The following is an 18,283-nucleotide window of genomic DNA, read 5'->3' on the forward strand; positions in this document are numbered from 1 at the left end:
GTCGTGCATGGACGAAAAAGCCGGCCCATAGGGTCGGCTTTTTCATTACTGAGGTAAAACGTACCTCACCTAGTTCACGCCGAGCGCCTCCTTGACCTCCTGACGCACGTCCATGACGCTGCGGATGCCCCAGAACTTCCTTGGATACGCGAGCGGTGAGGTCTCGCAGATCCGATGGCTTTCCCGTCGGCGAGCGCTTCGCAAGCTGGCCAGAAAGAGGCGTGAGCGGGTACAGGTCGTAGGACCCAACCAGCACCATCAGAGGGCCACACTGGCTTACCAACGACTTCAGCGTATCTAGCTGCATCCCTAGTTTGGAACTACCACGTGTCTGGTGAATGAAGTGAGCAGCTTCGGCAATGAGGTGAAGCTAGCGTTCCGGAGGGCGCGTACAGGCCGGGCGGGCGAAGCGGTTCCACACCGGGGGAGTCCAGATGTGGAAAATGAAATGAAGAGGGCCCTCACCTCAAGTTGAGGCTGCAACGTTTTGTAACCTAGATGGCGGTGTGTTTTACAAGCTCGAAGAGGAATTCCATTGCCGCTCACCAGATTGGCGACCGCCGTACATTGTGATGAGTCAATAGCCAAATATCATTAGTAATAGTTGCCTGCTTCGGAGAAACACGGACAAGACCGGGGACCGGGTAAGCGATGAAGCAAGATAAGGCGGCTGGACCCACACCGCTCCGCGCAGCCAGCAGATAAACCCAGGACCGATTTTATTGATTTCAGCATTCTGGTGACATTTATTGTCCTTGTAATACATCTTGCCGCTGGTATCCTAATTTCCCCACTGCCGTTCGCATCCGAGGTATGACTGTTGTTCGACGCGCTGGTGGGTTCGCCAAGCGGAAGCTTCTGTACCGCTTGAACGGGGTTTAGAAAGTACGGTGGCACGGATGCTTCCGGAGGAAGCGAGCGTTCGTGGTGACACGTCTAGACGAATAGCTAGTTGTAGTTGGAGACCATTGATGGATACCGGGGTTGTCGGGCCGACGGATGAATCGGCAAAGCCTTATTGCGTCCAAATTCAGGTGGCCGTCGCTGGACGGGTCAATCTGGCGGACTTCCAGAACGCGGTGCCCGTGGTTCGGGAGCTTTCTATAGTTAACGAAACGGAAGACACATTCCGGGACCTAAAGCTCACTGCGATTTCTGACCCACCATTCCTCAAGCCCAAGACTTGGCACCTAGACCATCTGGCGGCGGGGCAGACCCTGCGTATCACGGACCTTGATTTGTCTCTCGACGGTCCGCTGCTCGGCCGCCTGACTGAGTCGGAAAAGTCCGTGGTCACGCTCACACTCACTGCGCCAAACCGAGAGTCAGCCGAGATTGCAGTTTCCGAGCAGACAGTCGAGCTTCTTCCAAGGAATCAGTGGGGCGGGCTGTCGTCGTTGCCGGACATGATTGCGGCCTTCGTTCAGCCGAACGAGCAGGCAGTCGAACGTGTGCTCAAGCAGGCTGCGGAGGTGCTACGCAAAGCGGGGAAGCCCGGCGGCATCAATGGCTACCAGGAAGGTGCGAAGCGCGCATGGGAACTCGCTTCTGCTATCTGGAATGCGATTGGAGCGATGGGACTCGACTACGCCGTACCTCCCGCGAGCTTCGAGCGGGAAGGGCAGAAAGTGCGCGGGCCCAGCCAGATTGCGGAATCTGGGCTAGCTACCTGTCTTGACCTGGCTTTATTCGTCTGCGCGGCACTGGAGCAGGCGGGCCTGAATCCAGTTCTCGTCTTCCAGCAGGGGCACGCTTTTCCCGGCGTCTGGCTGAAGCCCGAAGAGTTTTCGACCACTGTCATCGACGACATCACCGCTCTGCGGAAGCGGGTGAAGCTCAAAGAGATGGTCCTGTTCGAGTCGACCCTCCTTGCACAGAGGCCTCTGCCGACTTTCAGTTTCACTACGGCCAAAGGTGAGGAACACATCTCCGAAGACGAAGAGCCGAAGTTCGAGCTGGCAATTGATATTCGACGCGCACGGATGCAGCGCATCAAACCGCTTGCTAGCGAACACGCTGTAGTTCGTGGCACAGCTGACACCGAGATGACCGAGGACCTGACTCAGCGGTGGGAGGATGCCCCTGAGTTTTTGGAGGAGCTCGAAGACGCGCATTCAGACGACGGGCGGGAGCGGCCGGAGGACCGTCTTACCCGCTGGCAGCGAAGGCTCCTGGACTTGTCACTCAGAAACAATCTGCTGAGTCTCAAGTCGGGAAAGAAGTCCCTGAAGCTCGACGCGCCTGAACCAGGACTGCTTGAGGATGTTCTGGCGGAGGGACATGCGCTAAAGCTGTTGACCCGTCCGGACCTCATGGACGGTTCGGACCCACGCAGTCAGGCTATCCATGAGGCGCGCGAGCGCGAACACATTCGCCGCCAGCACGCTCTCGACGCGTTGACGCGCAAGGAAGTGTTTATCGGGTTGCCGCAGGACGAGATGGATTCGCGCCTGACTGAACTGTTCCGGAATTCCCGGACCACCTTGCAGGAGGGCGGTTCGAATACACTGTACCTCGCACTCGGCTTCCTGTCGTGGACACGCGACGACAAAGAAGACAAGAAATATCGTGCACCTCTCATCCTCGTACCTGTCACTCTCGAGCGTCGCAGTGCGCGCTCTGGCTTCAGTCTGAAGCTTTACGACGAGGAGGCCCGATTCAATCCGACGCTTATTGAAATGCTGCGTCAGGATTTCGAGCTCGAACTCGGTGTGAACGACGTCGAGCTGCCCAAGGATGATTCAGGCCTCGATGTTGCCGGAATCTGGAAAACGGTGTCCCATGCCATCAAGGATATCAAGGGCTGGGAGGTCGTGGAAGAAGTCGTTCTGGCCTCTTTCTCGTTTGCCAAATACTTGATGTGGCGGGACCTCACCGAACGTACCGAGCAACTCAAACAGAACGCGGTAGTTCGTCACCTCATCGATACTCCGCGCGATTCGTATCAAAGTACGGTGGAGTTCCCTGATGTCAGGCGGCTGGACGTCGAACTGCCTGTGAAGGAGACGTTCTGCCCTCTACCAGCAGACTCGTCGCAGCTTTCCGCCGTGGTCGCAGGCAGCAAGGGCAAGGATTTTGTTCTGATTGGACCACCGGGCACCGGAAAGAGCCAGACGATTGCAAATCTCATTGCGCAGTGCCTCGCCGAGCGCAAGCGCGTTCTGTTCGTTTCCGAGAAGATGGCCGCGCTGGATGTCGTCTACCGGCGCCTCGCGGACGTCGGCCTTGGAAATTTCTGTCTCGAGCTTCACTCCAGCAAGGCGCGAAAGACTGACGTTCTTGAACAGTTGAAAACGTCATGGGATTCCTCCGCCGTCCTCGCGCCTGAGCAATGGCACGCAGAAGCGGTCCGACTTGAAGGACTGAGGTCCCAGCTGAATGGATATGTTGAACGACTCCATCTTCGGCACTCGAATGGCCTGAGCGTCTATGAGGCAATCGGTCGAGTCGTCGGCGGTCATGACCTGCCAGCGTTCCGGCTGACGTGGTCGTCTACCCAGGCGCATGACATGGAAGCGATGCGGGGCCTTCGCGAAACCGCCGAACTGCTCGATGTCAATGCCAAGGCATTCGGTGAAGAGAAGTTGACGTCAACCCCGCTGGCACATGTGGCTCAGACCGAGTGGTCGCCTCTCTGGGCGGCCGCACTGGACGACGCTGCCCGCGCGGTACCAGACGTTGCGGGGCGCTTCGAGAAAGCAGCGGCTGACTTGCGTCAGGCTATAGGGTTGCCGGACCTGCCGTTGGACCCCCGAGTACGCGATGGTATGCGGATGCTCGCCGCGGTCCTGCCGTCCGCGTCTGGTTACGACTGGCGTTTCGCGCTACGTCCGGATGCAAAGGCTATTGCGGATGGATTGCGCCAGGCAACACCAATGTTGCAGCGGTACCAGGAATTGCTTGGCACGCTGTCGACGCCTTGCTCGAATCAGACACTCGAGGACCTGCGAGTAGGCATTAGCCATTTGCAACGCGATTCGGAATTGCATGCAGCTCTTTCCGTGCCCTGGAGCGAAACACTGCGCGCTCGCCTCGCCAAAGGTATCGAACTGCTGCGCACCCGACTTGACGTTCTCGGCCAGCTTTCGATTCCATACAAGGAGGGCATCCAGACAAGGACAATTGCCGAGTTGCAGTCTGACCTGCGTGAGCTCAAGGACTCGGGCTGGCCGATGAGCATGATGCGCAAACGGTCCTTGACGAAGAAGCTCAGGGAGCTTGCAGGCGGAAACGGTGGCGAACCGAACATCGACGGTGATATCGAGTGTCTTGCGCGAATCGATGCCCTCAATAACGAAATCAAGGAATACGGTGACCTGTTCTCGCTCACTTCGAGCGTATGGACGGGGCTCAAAACCGACCTTGATGTAGTTTGTGCACTCCTGTCATTCGAGACGGCCCTCGAGCGTGCTCGTGCACGCTCGAACTGGGATGACGTGGGCCTTGACCCAGTCAGCCGAGGGCAATGCGGCGATGCTGCTCGAGATGACCTGCAGCGGATGCGTGAGCTGCGGAAAATCGAGCAGGTTATTGCGAATCTCGCTCATCTGGAAATCGAGACGGGCAATGTCTGGGCCGGTTACAAAACTGATGTTGTAGTCGCGAAGGCATATGTGCTTTTTCAGGGAGCGCTCTCTGCTGCACGAACAGAAACCCACTGGGTGGATGACGGCTATACGGTAATCGAGTCTGGACGCGCTGGCCCAACCGCGGCTACCGACATACGAAACATGCGCGAGTTGGTTTCGTTGCATGCCCGAATTCAGGAGTTCGCAGACCTGTCAGGCAAGACGTCCGGTCTGTGGAGCGGTCTGCAAACCAAGATTGATGGCATTGAGCCGGCCCTCAAATTTTTCGAGTCTCTCTCGGCTGCACTGGCTAACCTCGCGAATACACCTGAACTGCTTGCAGCGGTCAAAACCCCGGTCGCCCTTCTGCTTGGCGACAGCAATATTCTGCTTGAGCCGTCAGGCATTGTTGCTCGCACGAGGTGCACCTATGCCGAAGCGCTGCAGTCGTTTAATGAAGTTGTCGCTCAATTTGCCACTGCCAGCGGGCTGGCATCTTCGGAACACGCGACTCTTCATTCGCTTCCCCCCGGGCAAGTAGCGGAACGCGCTAGGCAGGTGGTGCAGAATGCTAACCGGCTGAAACTCTGGTGTGCCTGGCGGAAAGTCCGTCAGCATGCGCTTTCGCTGGGATTGGCCCCATTGGTTTCAGGTATCGAAGACGGCAATATTCAGCGTGGGCAGGTGAAGGCGGTCTTTGAGACCAACTACTGCCGCTGGTGGTTGAATGCTGTCGTGGATGGCGACGAGGTTCTGCGTAACTTTGTGTCCGCCGAGCACGAAAAACGCATCCAGGATTTCCGCGAGCTTGATGAGCAGTTCGTCGCTCTGACTCGGGCCTGGGTCAGAGCGCAACTTTCATCCGGTCTTCCGTCGCCGGCGAGGGTCGCACTGGGCTCCGAGTGGGGGCTTCTGCGTTATGAGATGCAGAAGAAGACGCGACACCTTCCGTTGCGCGAACTTATGTCGAAGGCTTCTGGTGCAATTCTCCGGTTGACTCCTTGTCTGCTCATGAGCCCGCTGTCGATTGCCCAGTATCTACCGGCTGAGACCTCTGACTTTGATGTCGTGGTCTTCGACGAAGCTTCTCAGATTCCGGTCTGGGATGCGATTGGTGCGATGGCGCGGGCGCGGCAAGTCATCATGGTCGGTGACCCAAAGCAGCTCCCGCCGACCAGCTTCTTCGACCGTGCCGAATCCGACGTCGACGATACGGATGTCGAGGCGGAACTCGAGAGCATTCTGGAAGAATGTATCGGAGCGAACCTGCCGACGATGAAGCTGTCGTGGCACTACCGCAGCCGGCACGAGAGCCTTATTGCCTTCTCGAACTACCGGTACTACAGCGGCGACCTGGTTACATTCCCGAGTCCTGTCACCAACGACAGGGCTGTCAGTTTCAATCTCGTGACCGACGGTCAGTACGAGCGCGGTGGAGCCCGTACCAACAAACCAGAGGCGAAGGCGCTTGTGGCCGACTTGGTCGGCAGACTGAAATCCCCGGGATTCATCGACAGTCGGATGACGGTCGGTGTCGTCACGTTCAACACCGAGCAGCAACGCCTGATTGAAGACCTCCTTGACGAGGAGCGTCGCAGGGACCCATCAATAGAGCCGCACTTTGCCGAGTCAGCGCTTGAGCCAGTGTTCGTCAAGAATTTGGAAAGCGTTCAAGGTGACGAGCGGGACATTATGTACTTCTCGATTACCTACGGCCCTGGCATTGATGGCACGATGCCAATGAACTTCGGTCCGATGAACCAGCAGGGTGGGGAGCGGCGCCTCAATGTTGCTATCACGCGTGCCCGCCAGGAACTGCGTGTGTTTGGCAGCTTCAAGCCGGAGAAGATGGACCTGTCCCGAACGCAGGCGCTGGGTGTTCGAGACTTGAAGCACTTCCTCGAGTTTGCCGAGCGAGGAGCTCGCGCTTTGGGTGAAGCCGTTGCCGGTAGCATTGGCGACTTCGATAGCCTGTTTGAGAAGGCAGTGTGTGTGGCACTGGCGGAGAGGGGCTGGACGGTTCATCCTCAGGTGGGCGTATCGGCGTTCCGTATCGACCTTGGCGTCGTGGATCCCGATGCTCCTGGCCGCTATCTGGCAGGCGTTGAATGTGATGGAGCGACCTACCATCGCTCAGCGACGGCTCGTGACCGCGATAAGCTGCGCGAGCAGGTTCTGAGAGGACTTGGTTGGGAAATCGTCCGAATCTGGTCGACAGACTGGTGGGTTGACATGCCGGGCACCCTCGAGAAGGTGGATAGTCAACTGCGAGCTTTGCTTGCCGTCAGACGAGAAGCAGAGGCAGCGGAGATGCAGAGCGCTGCAGCAATCGCGGCCGAGGTCCTCGCCGCCGCAAAATCGGTTTCAGGCAGCGGATTCAGCAACGCAAATGTAGTGGAAGATGTTGCGCCGAAGGTGGTATCGAAGGCTGCAGTCTCCGAAGATGAAGCAGCACCGGTCATGTACGCGCGTGCCGCGTCGACGCCGATATCCATTGAGCGCGAGGAGACGATATTCGTTGAAGTTGACTTGACGATTTCCGACCACGAGCGTGACCCGGAGCTGTTCTTCGCTCACTCATACGACGAGCGTCTCCTCGCGATGATTACAGCAGTCGTCAACATCGAGGGACCCGTGCGCGATGAGGTTCTGGCAAGACGTATTGCTCGCGCGCATGGATGGTCCCGAACCGGCTCTCGCATTCTGAATCGCGTGGTCGACCTCGCGTCGAAGCATTTCGATGCGGAGACAGAAGATGTTGGCTTGTTTATCTGGCCTAAGACCGTCGGTGATAAGGCATCTTTGGCGTTCAGAAGTCCGCTGCCCGGAGCTACACGGCCGGTAGATGAGGTTTCAATCGCAGAGCTGAGAACGCTTGCGACGAAACTGCAAGCCGAGGGGCATGACGAGGAGTCAGGGCTCAACGCCATGAGTCGAGAGTTGGGCCTCCTTCGACTGCGCGCAACGAGCAGAGGCCGCCTTGAGTTGGCATGGCGCGACGCATAGAAGATGGAGGCATACCTTGTCCGAGAAGAATTGGCCATTCCCGAAAGTTTCGCCCCCTGACAATCAGTCGGATGGTTGCCACGTGCCAGCGATATTCGCCTTAGCGATCAAGTGGCGAGATTGGGATTCGAGGAAAAGGCATGGAACACTGCAATGGGCGCGGATTGTAATGAAGGTCCCGGGCTAGACACGCAGGTCAAGGTCGCTCACGCATCTTTGCATCTGGGTCACAGTCTGGGAGTTGGGCAGTCGTTGGGCCGAGGGGCGCGCGGTACTTTTGTGGCAAGCGGGACGGATCAGACGACGCGGATCCTAGTGCAATATCCGAGGTCGGGGAGGGCAAGGCAGGCTAGGCCGCATTCCGATGCGGCAGGTCCTGCACGCTTTGCCAATATGCGAAGAGGGGCGCGTGTCAAAAGAAAACGCCGAACGAATTCACAAGATCGTGCAGCGCATTCGAAAGCGTGGCGTGGTCACGATTGAAGAGCTCATGGTTGACCTCGAGGTGTCGAGGGCGACGCTGAAAAGGGACTTTGACGTTTTGCGGGATCGGCTCGGGTGCCCCCTAATCTGGGATAAGCGCAAACGTGGATATGTAATCGAGGATGCCCAGCTACCGGGTGGCGGTCCGTTCGAACTTCCTGGCCTCTGGTTCAGTTCATCCGAGGTCCACGCGCTGCTCACGATGTTGCACCTCCTGCAGGGCGTGCAGCCCGGCTTGCTTGAAGAACACATTGGGCCGCTTAAGGCTCGTCTTCGCGAGATGCTCGGGCAAGGCGCGTACTCGGCCAAATCAATCGATCGGCGTGTCAAGCTCATCCATTTCGCCAACCGAAAGGTGGATGCCCGGAATTTTCAGCTGCTGGCTGGTGCCGTTCTTGACCGCAAGCGCCTTTGCATCCGGTACTGGAATCGGGAAAAGCATGAAGCGACCGAGCGTGAGATCTCACCGATCCAACTCGTGCACTACCGGGAGAACTGGTTACTGGACGCGTGGTGTCACACGCGCGATGCGATCCGGTCATTCTCGCTGGAGTCGATAGAGTCTGCGTATGCCGTCGACAAGGTAGCAATCGAGGTCGACGAGTTGACAATGGCGGAACACTTCAAGGGTGGGTACGGGATCTTCGCCGGAAAGGCGTTGCACAAGGCAACGCTGAAATTTTCCGCTCAGCGGGCACAGTGGGTCTCACAGGAGGTGTGGCACGAAAACCAGACCAGCAAATGGCTGGACGACGGCAGCTACCTGCTGGAGATACCGTATTCGAACGACCAAGAACTCATGATGGACCTGCTTCACCACGGCGATCAGGTTGAAGTGCTCGGGCCACCTGAGCTCCGGAGCAGGATATCCGCGGTTTTGTGCGCCGCAGCGGAAAAATATCGTACCAACGCGGGTTAGTGGCTCATTCCGTGAGCCACTACTCTGGGTACCATGTTTTCCATGCTGGGAGGGGCCCGGCTGGGAGATACTAATGCGGATCAATTTCGCGCATTTGCGTGAGCGAGCACAGAATGGTGGATGGATTAATTTTGCTGTTTTTGATGCCCGATCGAATTCAGGTTCAGACTCGGACAATGCAATCCTCCTGTCACAGTTGATGGCACGGGCTCGTGCTAATTCATTAAAGATCGACCAATCAGCGCTGGCCTATTCTTCCGGCAGGCGCGTCATATTCTATGGAAGTCCTTCCTTGGTCGAATTTCTCTCGAAAAGTGGCGTCCCGCGCTGGACGCACCATATGGATGTTTAACCGGATTGGAGAATTGAGCGATGGCAAAAAAATCCACCGATTGGTGATAACGCGCGCCGTGGGGCGGTTCGTGACAGGTCGCAAGTTTACAATCCGGTCACGGAGAACTGGACGAAGCGCGACCGAGAAACGGGACGGTTCATGGATCAGAAGAAGGACGGCGAACCATTCAAAGGCATACGCAAGGAACCGCGCAAGTAGGCAGCTTGACGCGCTACGGCGGGTGCTACGCGGTGCCCGCTTGCGTGCCCGGCCGGCTGCGGGGCGAGTTGACGATCAACCGGCGGCGTGCTGCCGCACTCGTGGGAAGCGCTTCCGGCCGGACGCGGTCTGCGGGCGTAAGGTTGGCTAGTGGCCAAAGAAACGGGGCGTCCGGGGGCTTTCCGTGTGTGATGTTCTGCATATCAAGGGTTTCAGGTAAATGAGCCGACAGCAAAAGCGCAGTGAGACAGACATTCTCAACCGGGGATTTCGGGAGCCATTCCTCCTGGCGGGCGACCGCCCGTTCATCAAGCATTTGAACTGGTTCACCGGATTCGGGAAGACGTACACCGCTGCGTTTTTCTCGCTCGAGCTATTCCTCAAGTATCAGGTCGTACCGGTCTTCATCGCACCGATGCAATCCCTTGTGAAGGGGTTCGTCGACGATGTCAGAAAGCAAAGTGCATCGAAGCAGGATAACGATGAGGTAAGTCGTCTCTTAAAGGGGCGCGGACGAGATGTACCGGTATATCTGCTTTACTCTCGCGACTATCATCGTAACGACAAGTTATTTTTTGACGCCGTCCTGAAACTGCACGATTGGTTGGTTCAAAATCGTGAAGTGCTATCAATGGTCGAAGTCGAGGTAGCTCGGGAGCGCTCGGCCGCATCGAAGAGCAACGTTTCCGAGATGCGTCGGCGTGCAAACATCTGTCTCACGTCCAGTTTCCACGATGTCGCGCCCGGCGACGACACATATGAAGATGCGAAGGCAGCATATTTCAAGGCTACATCCAGTGCGCTGTCGTCTGCGGACGGCGTTATCAGACGATTAATCACTCTTTCTGTCGATAGGGCGGCTGACAGTCGCTGGCGTGACGTGCTTGAAGTGCCACAGGTCGCTGAAATGGTACGCCGCCTTCAGCCGCTTCAGGCTTTCCTGAAGGACCCTGGAGTGATAGCCGGCACGGCCTCGAAGTCCCAGGTGCAGCAGCAACTCTACGCCTTTGATCCCGAGCGGGGCTGTAATCGTTGGTTCAAGTTTGAGACGCTGGCCGATTTCCTTGCTGAAATCAATCGGGAGGGCGGCGCACTCGGCAGGTCAATTTCAGGCACCAGCGAACCTGCCAGGGCCGTCGTCTTCCTGGACGAGGAAGAGGATGCTTATTGGTATCAATTCGACGCGCGCAGGTCCGTTGTCAATGCCGCTGGCCGGCACGACTTGAACGTTGTCATCACTGAATTTTTTGCTTTTCTCGACTTTCGCTGGCCCATTGCCTTCGAGAAAAGCAGCGACAACTTCGCCTTGGCCAGCAAGGTCTATCAGAATCTGGAGATGTTCGCCTCAGTCGCTCCCGCTGTCTGGCGGGAGTATGTAGTGGAGGCATCTTCGAAGAAGGCGCAACACATATCGGATCAACGACGGGTAGAGATTCTTCGTGCCAAGCTCAATGAGAGTTTTCCGGGAGGGAGGGCCGATGATTGGAGTGATTCCGAACTCCTCGAAGTCCTTCATCGGTTGCTTGATCGCAATGACGGATACAAGGATTTTGAAAGATTTCGGCTGAAGGCAAACATACTTGCCGATTTCCGCACGTATGTTGCGAGCCTCGGTGGTCTGACAGGTTACTCGCAATATCGCGAATTCAAGCGCGTGCGTGCTCTTGTCGTCGACAAGAAATACTTCACGATGAGCCGTTCATCCTATGGTGAAGTTCTCGACCAGCCTAGTCAGACGTTTTTTAGTGGTGAAGCAAGCGTAATGGATACGGAGTTCCTGAGACGCGTCGAGCTAAGTGAGGACACGGCGGGCCAGACGATCCGATTGGAGTACCATCAGGGTGACGTTCCAGAATCTGCATACACGCTCTTCAATTATCTGCAACTGGTCCTCTTCATCGCCGGTCGGCTCAATGTCGAAAGCGGGGAAAAGGAGATAACCTTCTCGCCAGATGACCATGAGCGGTATCCAAACCTTGCACGGTTCCGTGGCGAGGTGCGTAAGCTTTTCAGCAGCAAAAACACCAAAGGTGGCTTTGAAAGCGATACGTTCGCAGATCAGCTACTCACGGATGACTTTTTCTTCGGCGGGACGAAGAGCGTTGTGACGCTGGAAGAAAGTCGCTGGAAGGCCGAAGAGTACAACCTGCCTGCGGATATTAATCTCACTGCGACCATTACTTCCTTGATGGACACGCCTGAAACGGATGTTCTAAAAGCGTTGGGGCGCAACAATGGCGTGTATCTTATGAGTGCCACCGGCGGTCTCACCGAAGCATCGTCGGGAGCCTTCAACATGGGCGAGTTGCATCGAGGGATACTGGCCAGGCGCGGCCAATATGAGCGGATGACCGATGCCGAGACAGATGTCGTGTCGGAACGCGCCGACGATTATCTGGCAAGGCGAGAGCGCCGCATCCAGATCATCGATGACGACTCGCCTGTCTCGAGCTTTGAACCCTCAGGTGGATTCAAAGGTTTGCAGCAGTTTGTTCACGAGGCTTTTCCTGCGAAAGGTGAGCCTGGGTATGTTCCGCTGAACGCGTACAAGAGGCACGAAATTGACGGGCTCGTCGCATCGTTGGACAAGCTGCTTTCGACCGAATTGCGCTCGGGCCTCGTGCTCACACAGACCGTCCAGCGCATACGACCGATACTGCAGAAACTCGCTGGCAATTCCGCAACAGGCATCCGACAGGTCGACGACGACGGACATCATTTCGTCATCGCCCCTGTCTTGCCGTTCTACCGGAAGTCGGGGAACCGAGAACCGGTGACTCTCATTCTTTACACCGCAGCGAGATTTCGCCGGCGCGATCCGAGGGAGATTGGCGCGGTTCACGAAACAGATGATGCAGGGCAATTTAGTCAGGAACTGATCAATGCGCTTGATATCACGGAGCACAAGGTGCTTTTGTGGTCTGCATACGGCTCGGCTTCACGGGGCCTGGATTTTGTGACAACCGACAAGGGCGTGCGCAAGGACTTTGAACTGTTCTGCCTGCTCAACGATCCCTACTATACCCAACACACGCGCCCGGGCGAATGGGGGTTCTCGATAGAAATGTTCCAGAGCTATCTTCAGGTTGTGCGAGATACGGAAGAGGGCTGGCCCGCAATGTCGCGGCGCGACGTGCTGTACGACTATTCCCGAAACCGTTGGCGACGGCTGCGAAAGGAACACTATATTGATATCACGCGTACAGTGTTTCAGGCTTTGGGCCGTGGCGAACGGTGCCCAGAGGCCAAAATGCCACCCCAACATATCTATGTGAGTTCGCGCGCCACGCAGATGGTACATCTTGGCACGCGTTGCGCCCCAGAACTTGTATCGCGAGCATCTCCAGCCCAACGGGCGGTACTTCGGGCCATTGGCACTCGTAACTTGGATATGCAGTTGTTCGATGACGACAACGCGCGGCGGCAGCACGTCACAGACAGTCTGAAACGCGCGGTTGCACTCCGCGAATTCACGTCGGATACTCCCGCCCGATTCAGGAGCAGCGACGCGGCCCGCCAACTCTGGACAAGACTGTTTCGTCCGTCCATGTTCTCGGACCCCGCAAGCTATCTCGAGACGTTGCGAAAGGCTGGTGTGACAAGCGCGTTTATCGACGGCGCATTCCAGTGCATCAGACGACGAGTCGACCTTTATACCCGGGAGGTTTCGAGGGTTGGGGTGACAGAGTCGATTCTGACCGACTCTTTTGATGGAACGGACGTCTACAACTGGGTCGAGATGCTAGCGCCGCCGGGCCTTCTGGAGAAGATTGGATCGGTCGGCAAAGCGCTGGTGAAGGGCCGAAATGGCTTTCTTGCGTCAGTTGCAGGCGATGCAGAGCGGCTATTCCCTCAGCCATGGTTCGTCACTGAAATCATGAAGGGGTATCTGGCAGAGCTTGAGTTCGAGCGATTTGTCGAGCAGCAGTTCGGTGTGACGGTTGAGAACAATGCCGGTACAGGCCCGATACGCTTCATTGACGTGCGAAACCATTTGCTTGAGGCTGACATATTTCAGGTCTACGACTACTATCTGGAAGTCGCCGATTCGGACGTCATCGTGGCAGTGGATGTAAAGAACTGGGCGCGCATTACGGACCGGCTCAAAAAGAACGAACTGGAAGCCGAGGCCGTGGCGAAACATCAGCGCATCTCTCAGATTTTCAACGGCAGAACAGTTCATGGTGTGTATCTGAACCTGCATGGCGCCCACAAATATCACGTCCAGCGTTCGGCGGAGGGGGGGATCCGGTTCATGTCGTTGTACGTGCATCCTGCTGACGCGTGGATCTACAACGACAATCTGGTCGGTGTCCTGCTTGCGCGATAGTGTACTTACTCGAACATCACAAGAATGCCAATAAGAAACCTTGAGGGATCCGGGGCGGTCGCACGGCTTAGTTCTGTGCGGCTTGACGTCAGTATCGAAGAGGCGGCAGTTCAACTGGCGCGGTGGGAAGCATCCCGAGACAGCCTTATCGTCCCGGTCTCCATCGATCTACGGCAATTTGCGGAAGCGGCGAAGGCCGCTGGTGGCGGGGAGTTGGCCCCCGACTTTTACAGGGATCGAGCACGATACGTTCGTCAGTACATTGGCAGCGAACTTGGGCTGGACGAGCGCGCGGCGAGTCGTTTGACCTTCGCGATGACGACGAGTGAGGCCTGGTATCTGGGTCCCAAGCCGAAACTCAATCGCGAGAGCATGATTGCCGCTGTTCGCGCGCAACCCGTAAAGTTTGTCGAGCTGATGCTCCAACGGGAGTTGCTGGAGGCAGCCGCGTATGACCCAGAGCAGACCTTTGTGACAGGCGGGTTCGGGCCGGGCGTCTATCTGGGCAGCCTGCCGAAAGCGGGTGCACGCAGACTAAATCTCGCGGAAGCGAAGTTCAGGATCCGCCCAAAATATCAGCAGATCGTTTGTGATTTCATTGCGAAGTCGTTTACGCGAAAGAAGGCTTCACGGAGCAGTACTTCCGCCGAAACGCTTGCCGCCGAAGCCGGAAATGGGTTTCTCATTGGTGTTACACGCATTCTCCCGTCGGAGTTCTTTGAAGACGATGCCCGAAAATATCCAATGACGGGTGTGAGTCTGGACTCGGTGAAATTCCGTCAAACGCGACTGTACTATCTGAACATTCTGACGGAGTTTGCACTGAGTCTCTTTGAGCGGGCCGGTGTCCCGGCGAGTGTACAGACATTTGTGGCTACGCATTGCGTCGACGACGGATATATTCCGCTCGAGCCACTTGCGGAGTTGAAGCGCCCACTTGTCGTAGTGAACGCGACTGAGCAACAGTTAACTGAAGAGGCCTTGGCCCCGCTGAAGCGAATACCCGAGTTCTTTCCAAAATGGGCCAGCTCCCTCGGCGAGCGTGCGCATTTCACGGCTGGCTCCGTTACGGGCGTCGCCGCTGCTCCCGCGCAACTGAGCAAAGAAAAGAACTATTTGTTTCTCAATGGCGAAGTGGAGTCCGGCAAAACCAGTATCAGGCTGGCATCCAAGGCCGATGGCCTGATACAGGCGAAGGCCGCGACTGCAAGTGCGGCGTACAACAAGCTTGCGGAGGGTGACTCGGTGGCCGACGTCTATACCGAGAAGAAATTTGCTCAATTGATGGAGCAGGGGACCTATGTCGTGGCGATGCAGGGCCTCGATTACGGCCCTGTCTCTCTTGAGAAGCTTTCACCCGGACGCTCAGGCGACGTGACTCTCCAGGAGGCGTTGAAGCGGTGCTTGGTCGAGCTGTCGCTAAAGGAATGCCTGCTGGGTCAGAAGCCAGTTCCTGCGCCGTCGATGCCCGCAGAGCTGCGCAGTGGCCATCTAACATTGCTGGCCACGCGACGAATTTTTCAACAGGGACGCAAGGCAAAGCAACTTGTTGCCTGCGTGGAAGTCGAACTGACCGCCGACGGGATTGCCGTGCGCAGCACCGAAAGATCGCCTTGGTCACGCGATACGGCGGCCGCGCTCGACTTTGTCGATCGCTTCCCGTTCCTGCAGCCTGATGGCAAACAGATGATTGAGGACGGGCAATTCTGGGTCGTCGATCCAGCGACGGGCGAGCGACTGACGGCATGGTGGGGGGAGTTCGTCCCTCGAATCATCCTGAACAATGCCTACCCGTCCGTCGAATCCGCTCTCGCTGCTCAGGACTCAGAATTGCAACGCAGGCGTGAGGCGGGGGAGAAGGCGCGCTATTACTCGAAGGGAAGAGACTTCAACATGTTGCCGTACTACATGTCGATGTATAGTCCAGATCACCAGATGCACGGCGAAAAAACAGGTACAAAGATTGCCCTTCAGGACTGCGGGCTCTTTGTGCGGACATTTGTTCCGCCCGCTGGTGGCATTGTCGGGACGGGGGATGCCCTGTCAGGTATTCGTGATGTGATGGTGTATGGCGCGGACGGAAAACAAAAGGTGGGTGACTTGCTGGACCATCGCCTCGTGCGAGTCTACCTTCACACCCTGACAAATGGCGTGCTTGTTGCCGGCGACAACTCGAAAATGAGCGTTCTGGAAAAGCTCGTTCGTCTGGCATTGGAGAATTGACGCTATCTCGACCGAGCGGCTATTGCGTACACTGGGTTCGACCCCCAGTCCGGACCTGGTTCGGTAACCATGATTCACGCTCGAGAGAGTTGTTCCCCCCCCCCCGACGCCGGGAAAATTGCGCTGCTACTCAGGCCATTTTTCGTTTGGTCGATTTATGCCTTATTTGCGTCCGGTTGGCCAATTTATCTTTTCCTGATGCGGTTCCTTGCGGCATAACTGCCTACGTAGCGGGCATCTTATGCTTTACTCCGAGGACGGCTTATGCTTAACGGCACAAAGCCGCGAAACCCGCGATGCCGCATGGCGTCGCGGGTTTTTCTTTGGTTCATCGCAGGAGACCGTGAATTGCTCGATCGAAACGCACTTCAGGCCCTGGGCTGCTGGACCGGCTATCGGTTAGAGCGGGTGGAATGGCCGCAACGAGAGGTGCGCACGCTATCGCTGTATCTGAAGCCAGTCAGCGAGGTCATGTATTGCGAGCAATGCGGTGCATGCTGTCAGCAAATCCACGAGACGACGGTTCAGTGTGTCTTCTTTACAGCAGGCACGTCGTATTCGTTCGACCAGCATGCGAAGCTGGAAGTCGCTCTACCTTATGCATTTCCGAAGAGCTTTCCTAATGGGGGTCTTCCGGGCACGAGTGTACCGATCGAGGTTAGGCACTCTCAGATTGCCGCGTCGCTTGCATTCACGAAACGGTTCAGGCGCTTGTGTTGAAGATCGCGTGTCTTGATGACGAAGGATCCTGTCACGCCTGATGCGATAGGCGTGAGGCCTGGGCACAATCCGGGGAAACGCTCACAGATGGGGCCTCTCGCCAATGTGCGCGGTGCTGCGGCGCAGCAGCGAAAGATGACCATATGAGTTGACAGGAACATGTAGCGGCACAACAATGCAAAAACAGACGGTCTAGTCTGTTTGTTTTTTTGAGAAGTGGCTTGGTCGGAATCAATCAACTGGAACGAGAATGGACGAAGGCATCAAGCGGATCGTGATCGCAGGCGCGGGCCAGGCCGGCGCGACGGTTGCATTTGGCCTGCGACGCGGCGGATTCGACGGCGAGATCGCGCTGGTGGGCGACGAGATGCATCTACCGTATGAGCGGCCCCAGTTGTCAAAGGAGGTGCTGCAGCCGGGCCGAACCGAACATCGATCGATCAGGACGCGGGCGGAGTTCGATGAACAACGAATCGAGCTGGTCCTGGGCCGTAAGGTAGCCGCCGTCGATGCGGATCGTCGGCAGATCCGGCTGGATGACGGGCGCCGGTTCGCATTTGACCGGCTGGTGATTGCCACGGGCGTCAGTCCGCGAAAATTGCCCGGAGGACCTCACGATCCCGACAGGGTCCGCTATCTGCGCACGATCGAAGACGCCGGCAGCCTGCGCGCCGACTTGGAAGGGGGCGGGCACCTGGCGATTGTCGGCGGAGGTGTGATCGGTCTGGAGGTCGCGGCGGCTGCGCGGGCAAGGGGCTGCGAAGTCACGGTGATAGAGGCAGCCGACCGCCTGATGTCACGCAGCGTCGACGAAGCGGTGTCTCGTTTCCTCGACCGGACACATCGAGGCAGTGGCGTCGATATCCGCTACGGGGTGTTCGTCACCGAGCTGCTCGATGGCAGGCATTTGAAGTTGTCCGATGGCAGTACTGTCACGGCGTCTCACGTGCTGGTAGGCATCGGCGTGACGCCGAACGTGAATGGTTTCGAGGCGCTTGGAATTACCGACGCTGCCGGGGTACGCGTCGATGTCTGCGGGCGGACGGCCACGCAGGGGATTTTCGCCACGGGCGATATCGCGTCGCAGCCCAACGACACCGGGTTCGGGCGGATCGAGACCTGGGCGAATGCCCAGGATCATGCCGCGAACGTTGTCAGGAATCTGCTGGGTGAGCGGGTTCCTTATGAATCGCCGATGTGGTTCTGGTCCGACCAGGGCGCGACCAACCTTCAGGTGGTGGGCAACGCAATACGTGGCAAAAGGATCATCCGAGGCGATGAGCGCGGCGATGCCTTCAGCGTTTTCTGGCTGGACGAAGGGGACCGTGTCACCGGATGCGCGTCGATCAACCTCCCAAAGGACATGGCGGTCGCACGTCGCTGGGTAAAGCAGGGAAATCGGGTGGATCCGTATCAGCTCGGCGAGCCGGGCACGCCATTACGCAATTGTGCGCTCTGACAGAGTACGTTCAAGATCACGA

Annotated in this window: 7 protein-coding genes and 1 pseudogene; all 8 read left to right on the plus strand. The window is 57.3% G+C overall.

Going from position 1 to position 18,283, the window contains the following annotated elements; all coding sequences use genetic code 11:
- Window positions 1-971: 971 nt before the first annotated feature.
- Window positions 972-7,574, plus strand: a complete 6,603-nt coding sequence (locus tag HWW87_RS02860) for a DUF3320 domain-containing protein (protein ID WP_175819154.1) — start codon at window positions 972-974, stop codon at window positions 7,572-7,574.
- Between the two features lie 409 nt (window positions 7,575-7,983).
- Window positions 7,984-8,976 carry a WYL domain-containing protein gene (locus HWW87_RS02865; protein ID WP_244107127.1) on the plus strand — a complete coding sequence of 331 codons (993 nt, stop codon included), beginning with the start codon at window positions 7,984-7,986 and terminating at the stop codon, window positions 8,974-8,976.
- Window positions 8,977-9,049: 73 nt separating this feature from the next.
- Window positions 9,050-9,328 carry a hypothetical protein gene (locus HWW87_RS02870; RefSeq protein WP_175819156.1) on the plus strand — a complete coding sequence of 93 codons (279 nt, stop codon included), beginning with the start codon at window positions 9,050-9,052 and terminating at the stop codon, window positions 9,326-9,328.
- 12 nt (window positions 9,329-9,340) lie between these two features.
- On the plus strand, window positions 9,341-9,529 hold the full coding sequence (locus HWW87_RS37510) for a hypothetical protein (RefSeq protein WP_347879287.1): 189 nt from the start codon (window positions 9,341-9,343) through the stop codon (window positions 9,527-9,529).
- A gap of 220 nt (window positions 9,530-9,749) precedes the next feature.
- A complete protein-coding gene (locus HWW87_RS02875) occupies window positions 9,750-13,859 on the plus strand; it encodes a hypothetical protein (RefSeq protein WP_175819157.1) in 4,110 nt (1,369 codons plus the stop codon).
- A 75-nt stretch (window positions 13,860-13,934) separates the two neighbouring features.
- Window positions 13,935-16,082 (plus strand): hypothetical protein, encoded by a 2,148-nt coding sequence (locus HWW87_RS02880; RefSeq protein ID WP_244107128.1) that lies wholly within the window; start codon window positions 13,935-13,937, stop codon window positions 16,080-16,082.
- Between the two features lie 348 nt (window positions 16,083-16,430).
- Window positions 16,431-16,616: pseudogene (locus tag HWW87_RS02885) on the plus strand (ISL3 family transposase); the annotation flags it as partial.
- Between the two features lie 436 nt (window positions 16,617-17,052).
- Window positions 17,053-18,261: an FAD-dependent oxidoreductase gene (locus HWW87_RS02890; protein ID WP_175819158.1), complete on the plus strand. Its 1,209-nt coding sequence runs from the start codon at window positions 17,053-17,055 to the stop codon at window positions 18,259-18,261.
- The last annotated feature ends 22 nt before the right edge of the window (window positions 18,262-18,283 follow it).

It is taken from the genome of Burkholderia sp. BCC0419 (genome assembly GCF_902830285.1).
Taxonomy (GTDB): Bacteria; Pseudomonadota; Gammaproteobacteria; order Burkholderiales; family Burkholderiaceae; genus Burkholderia.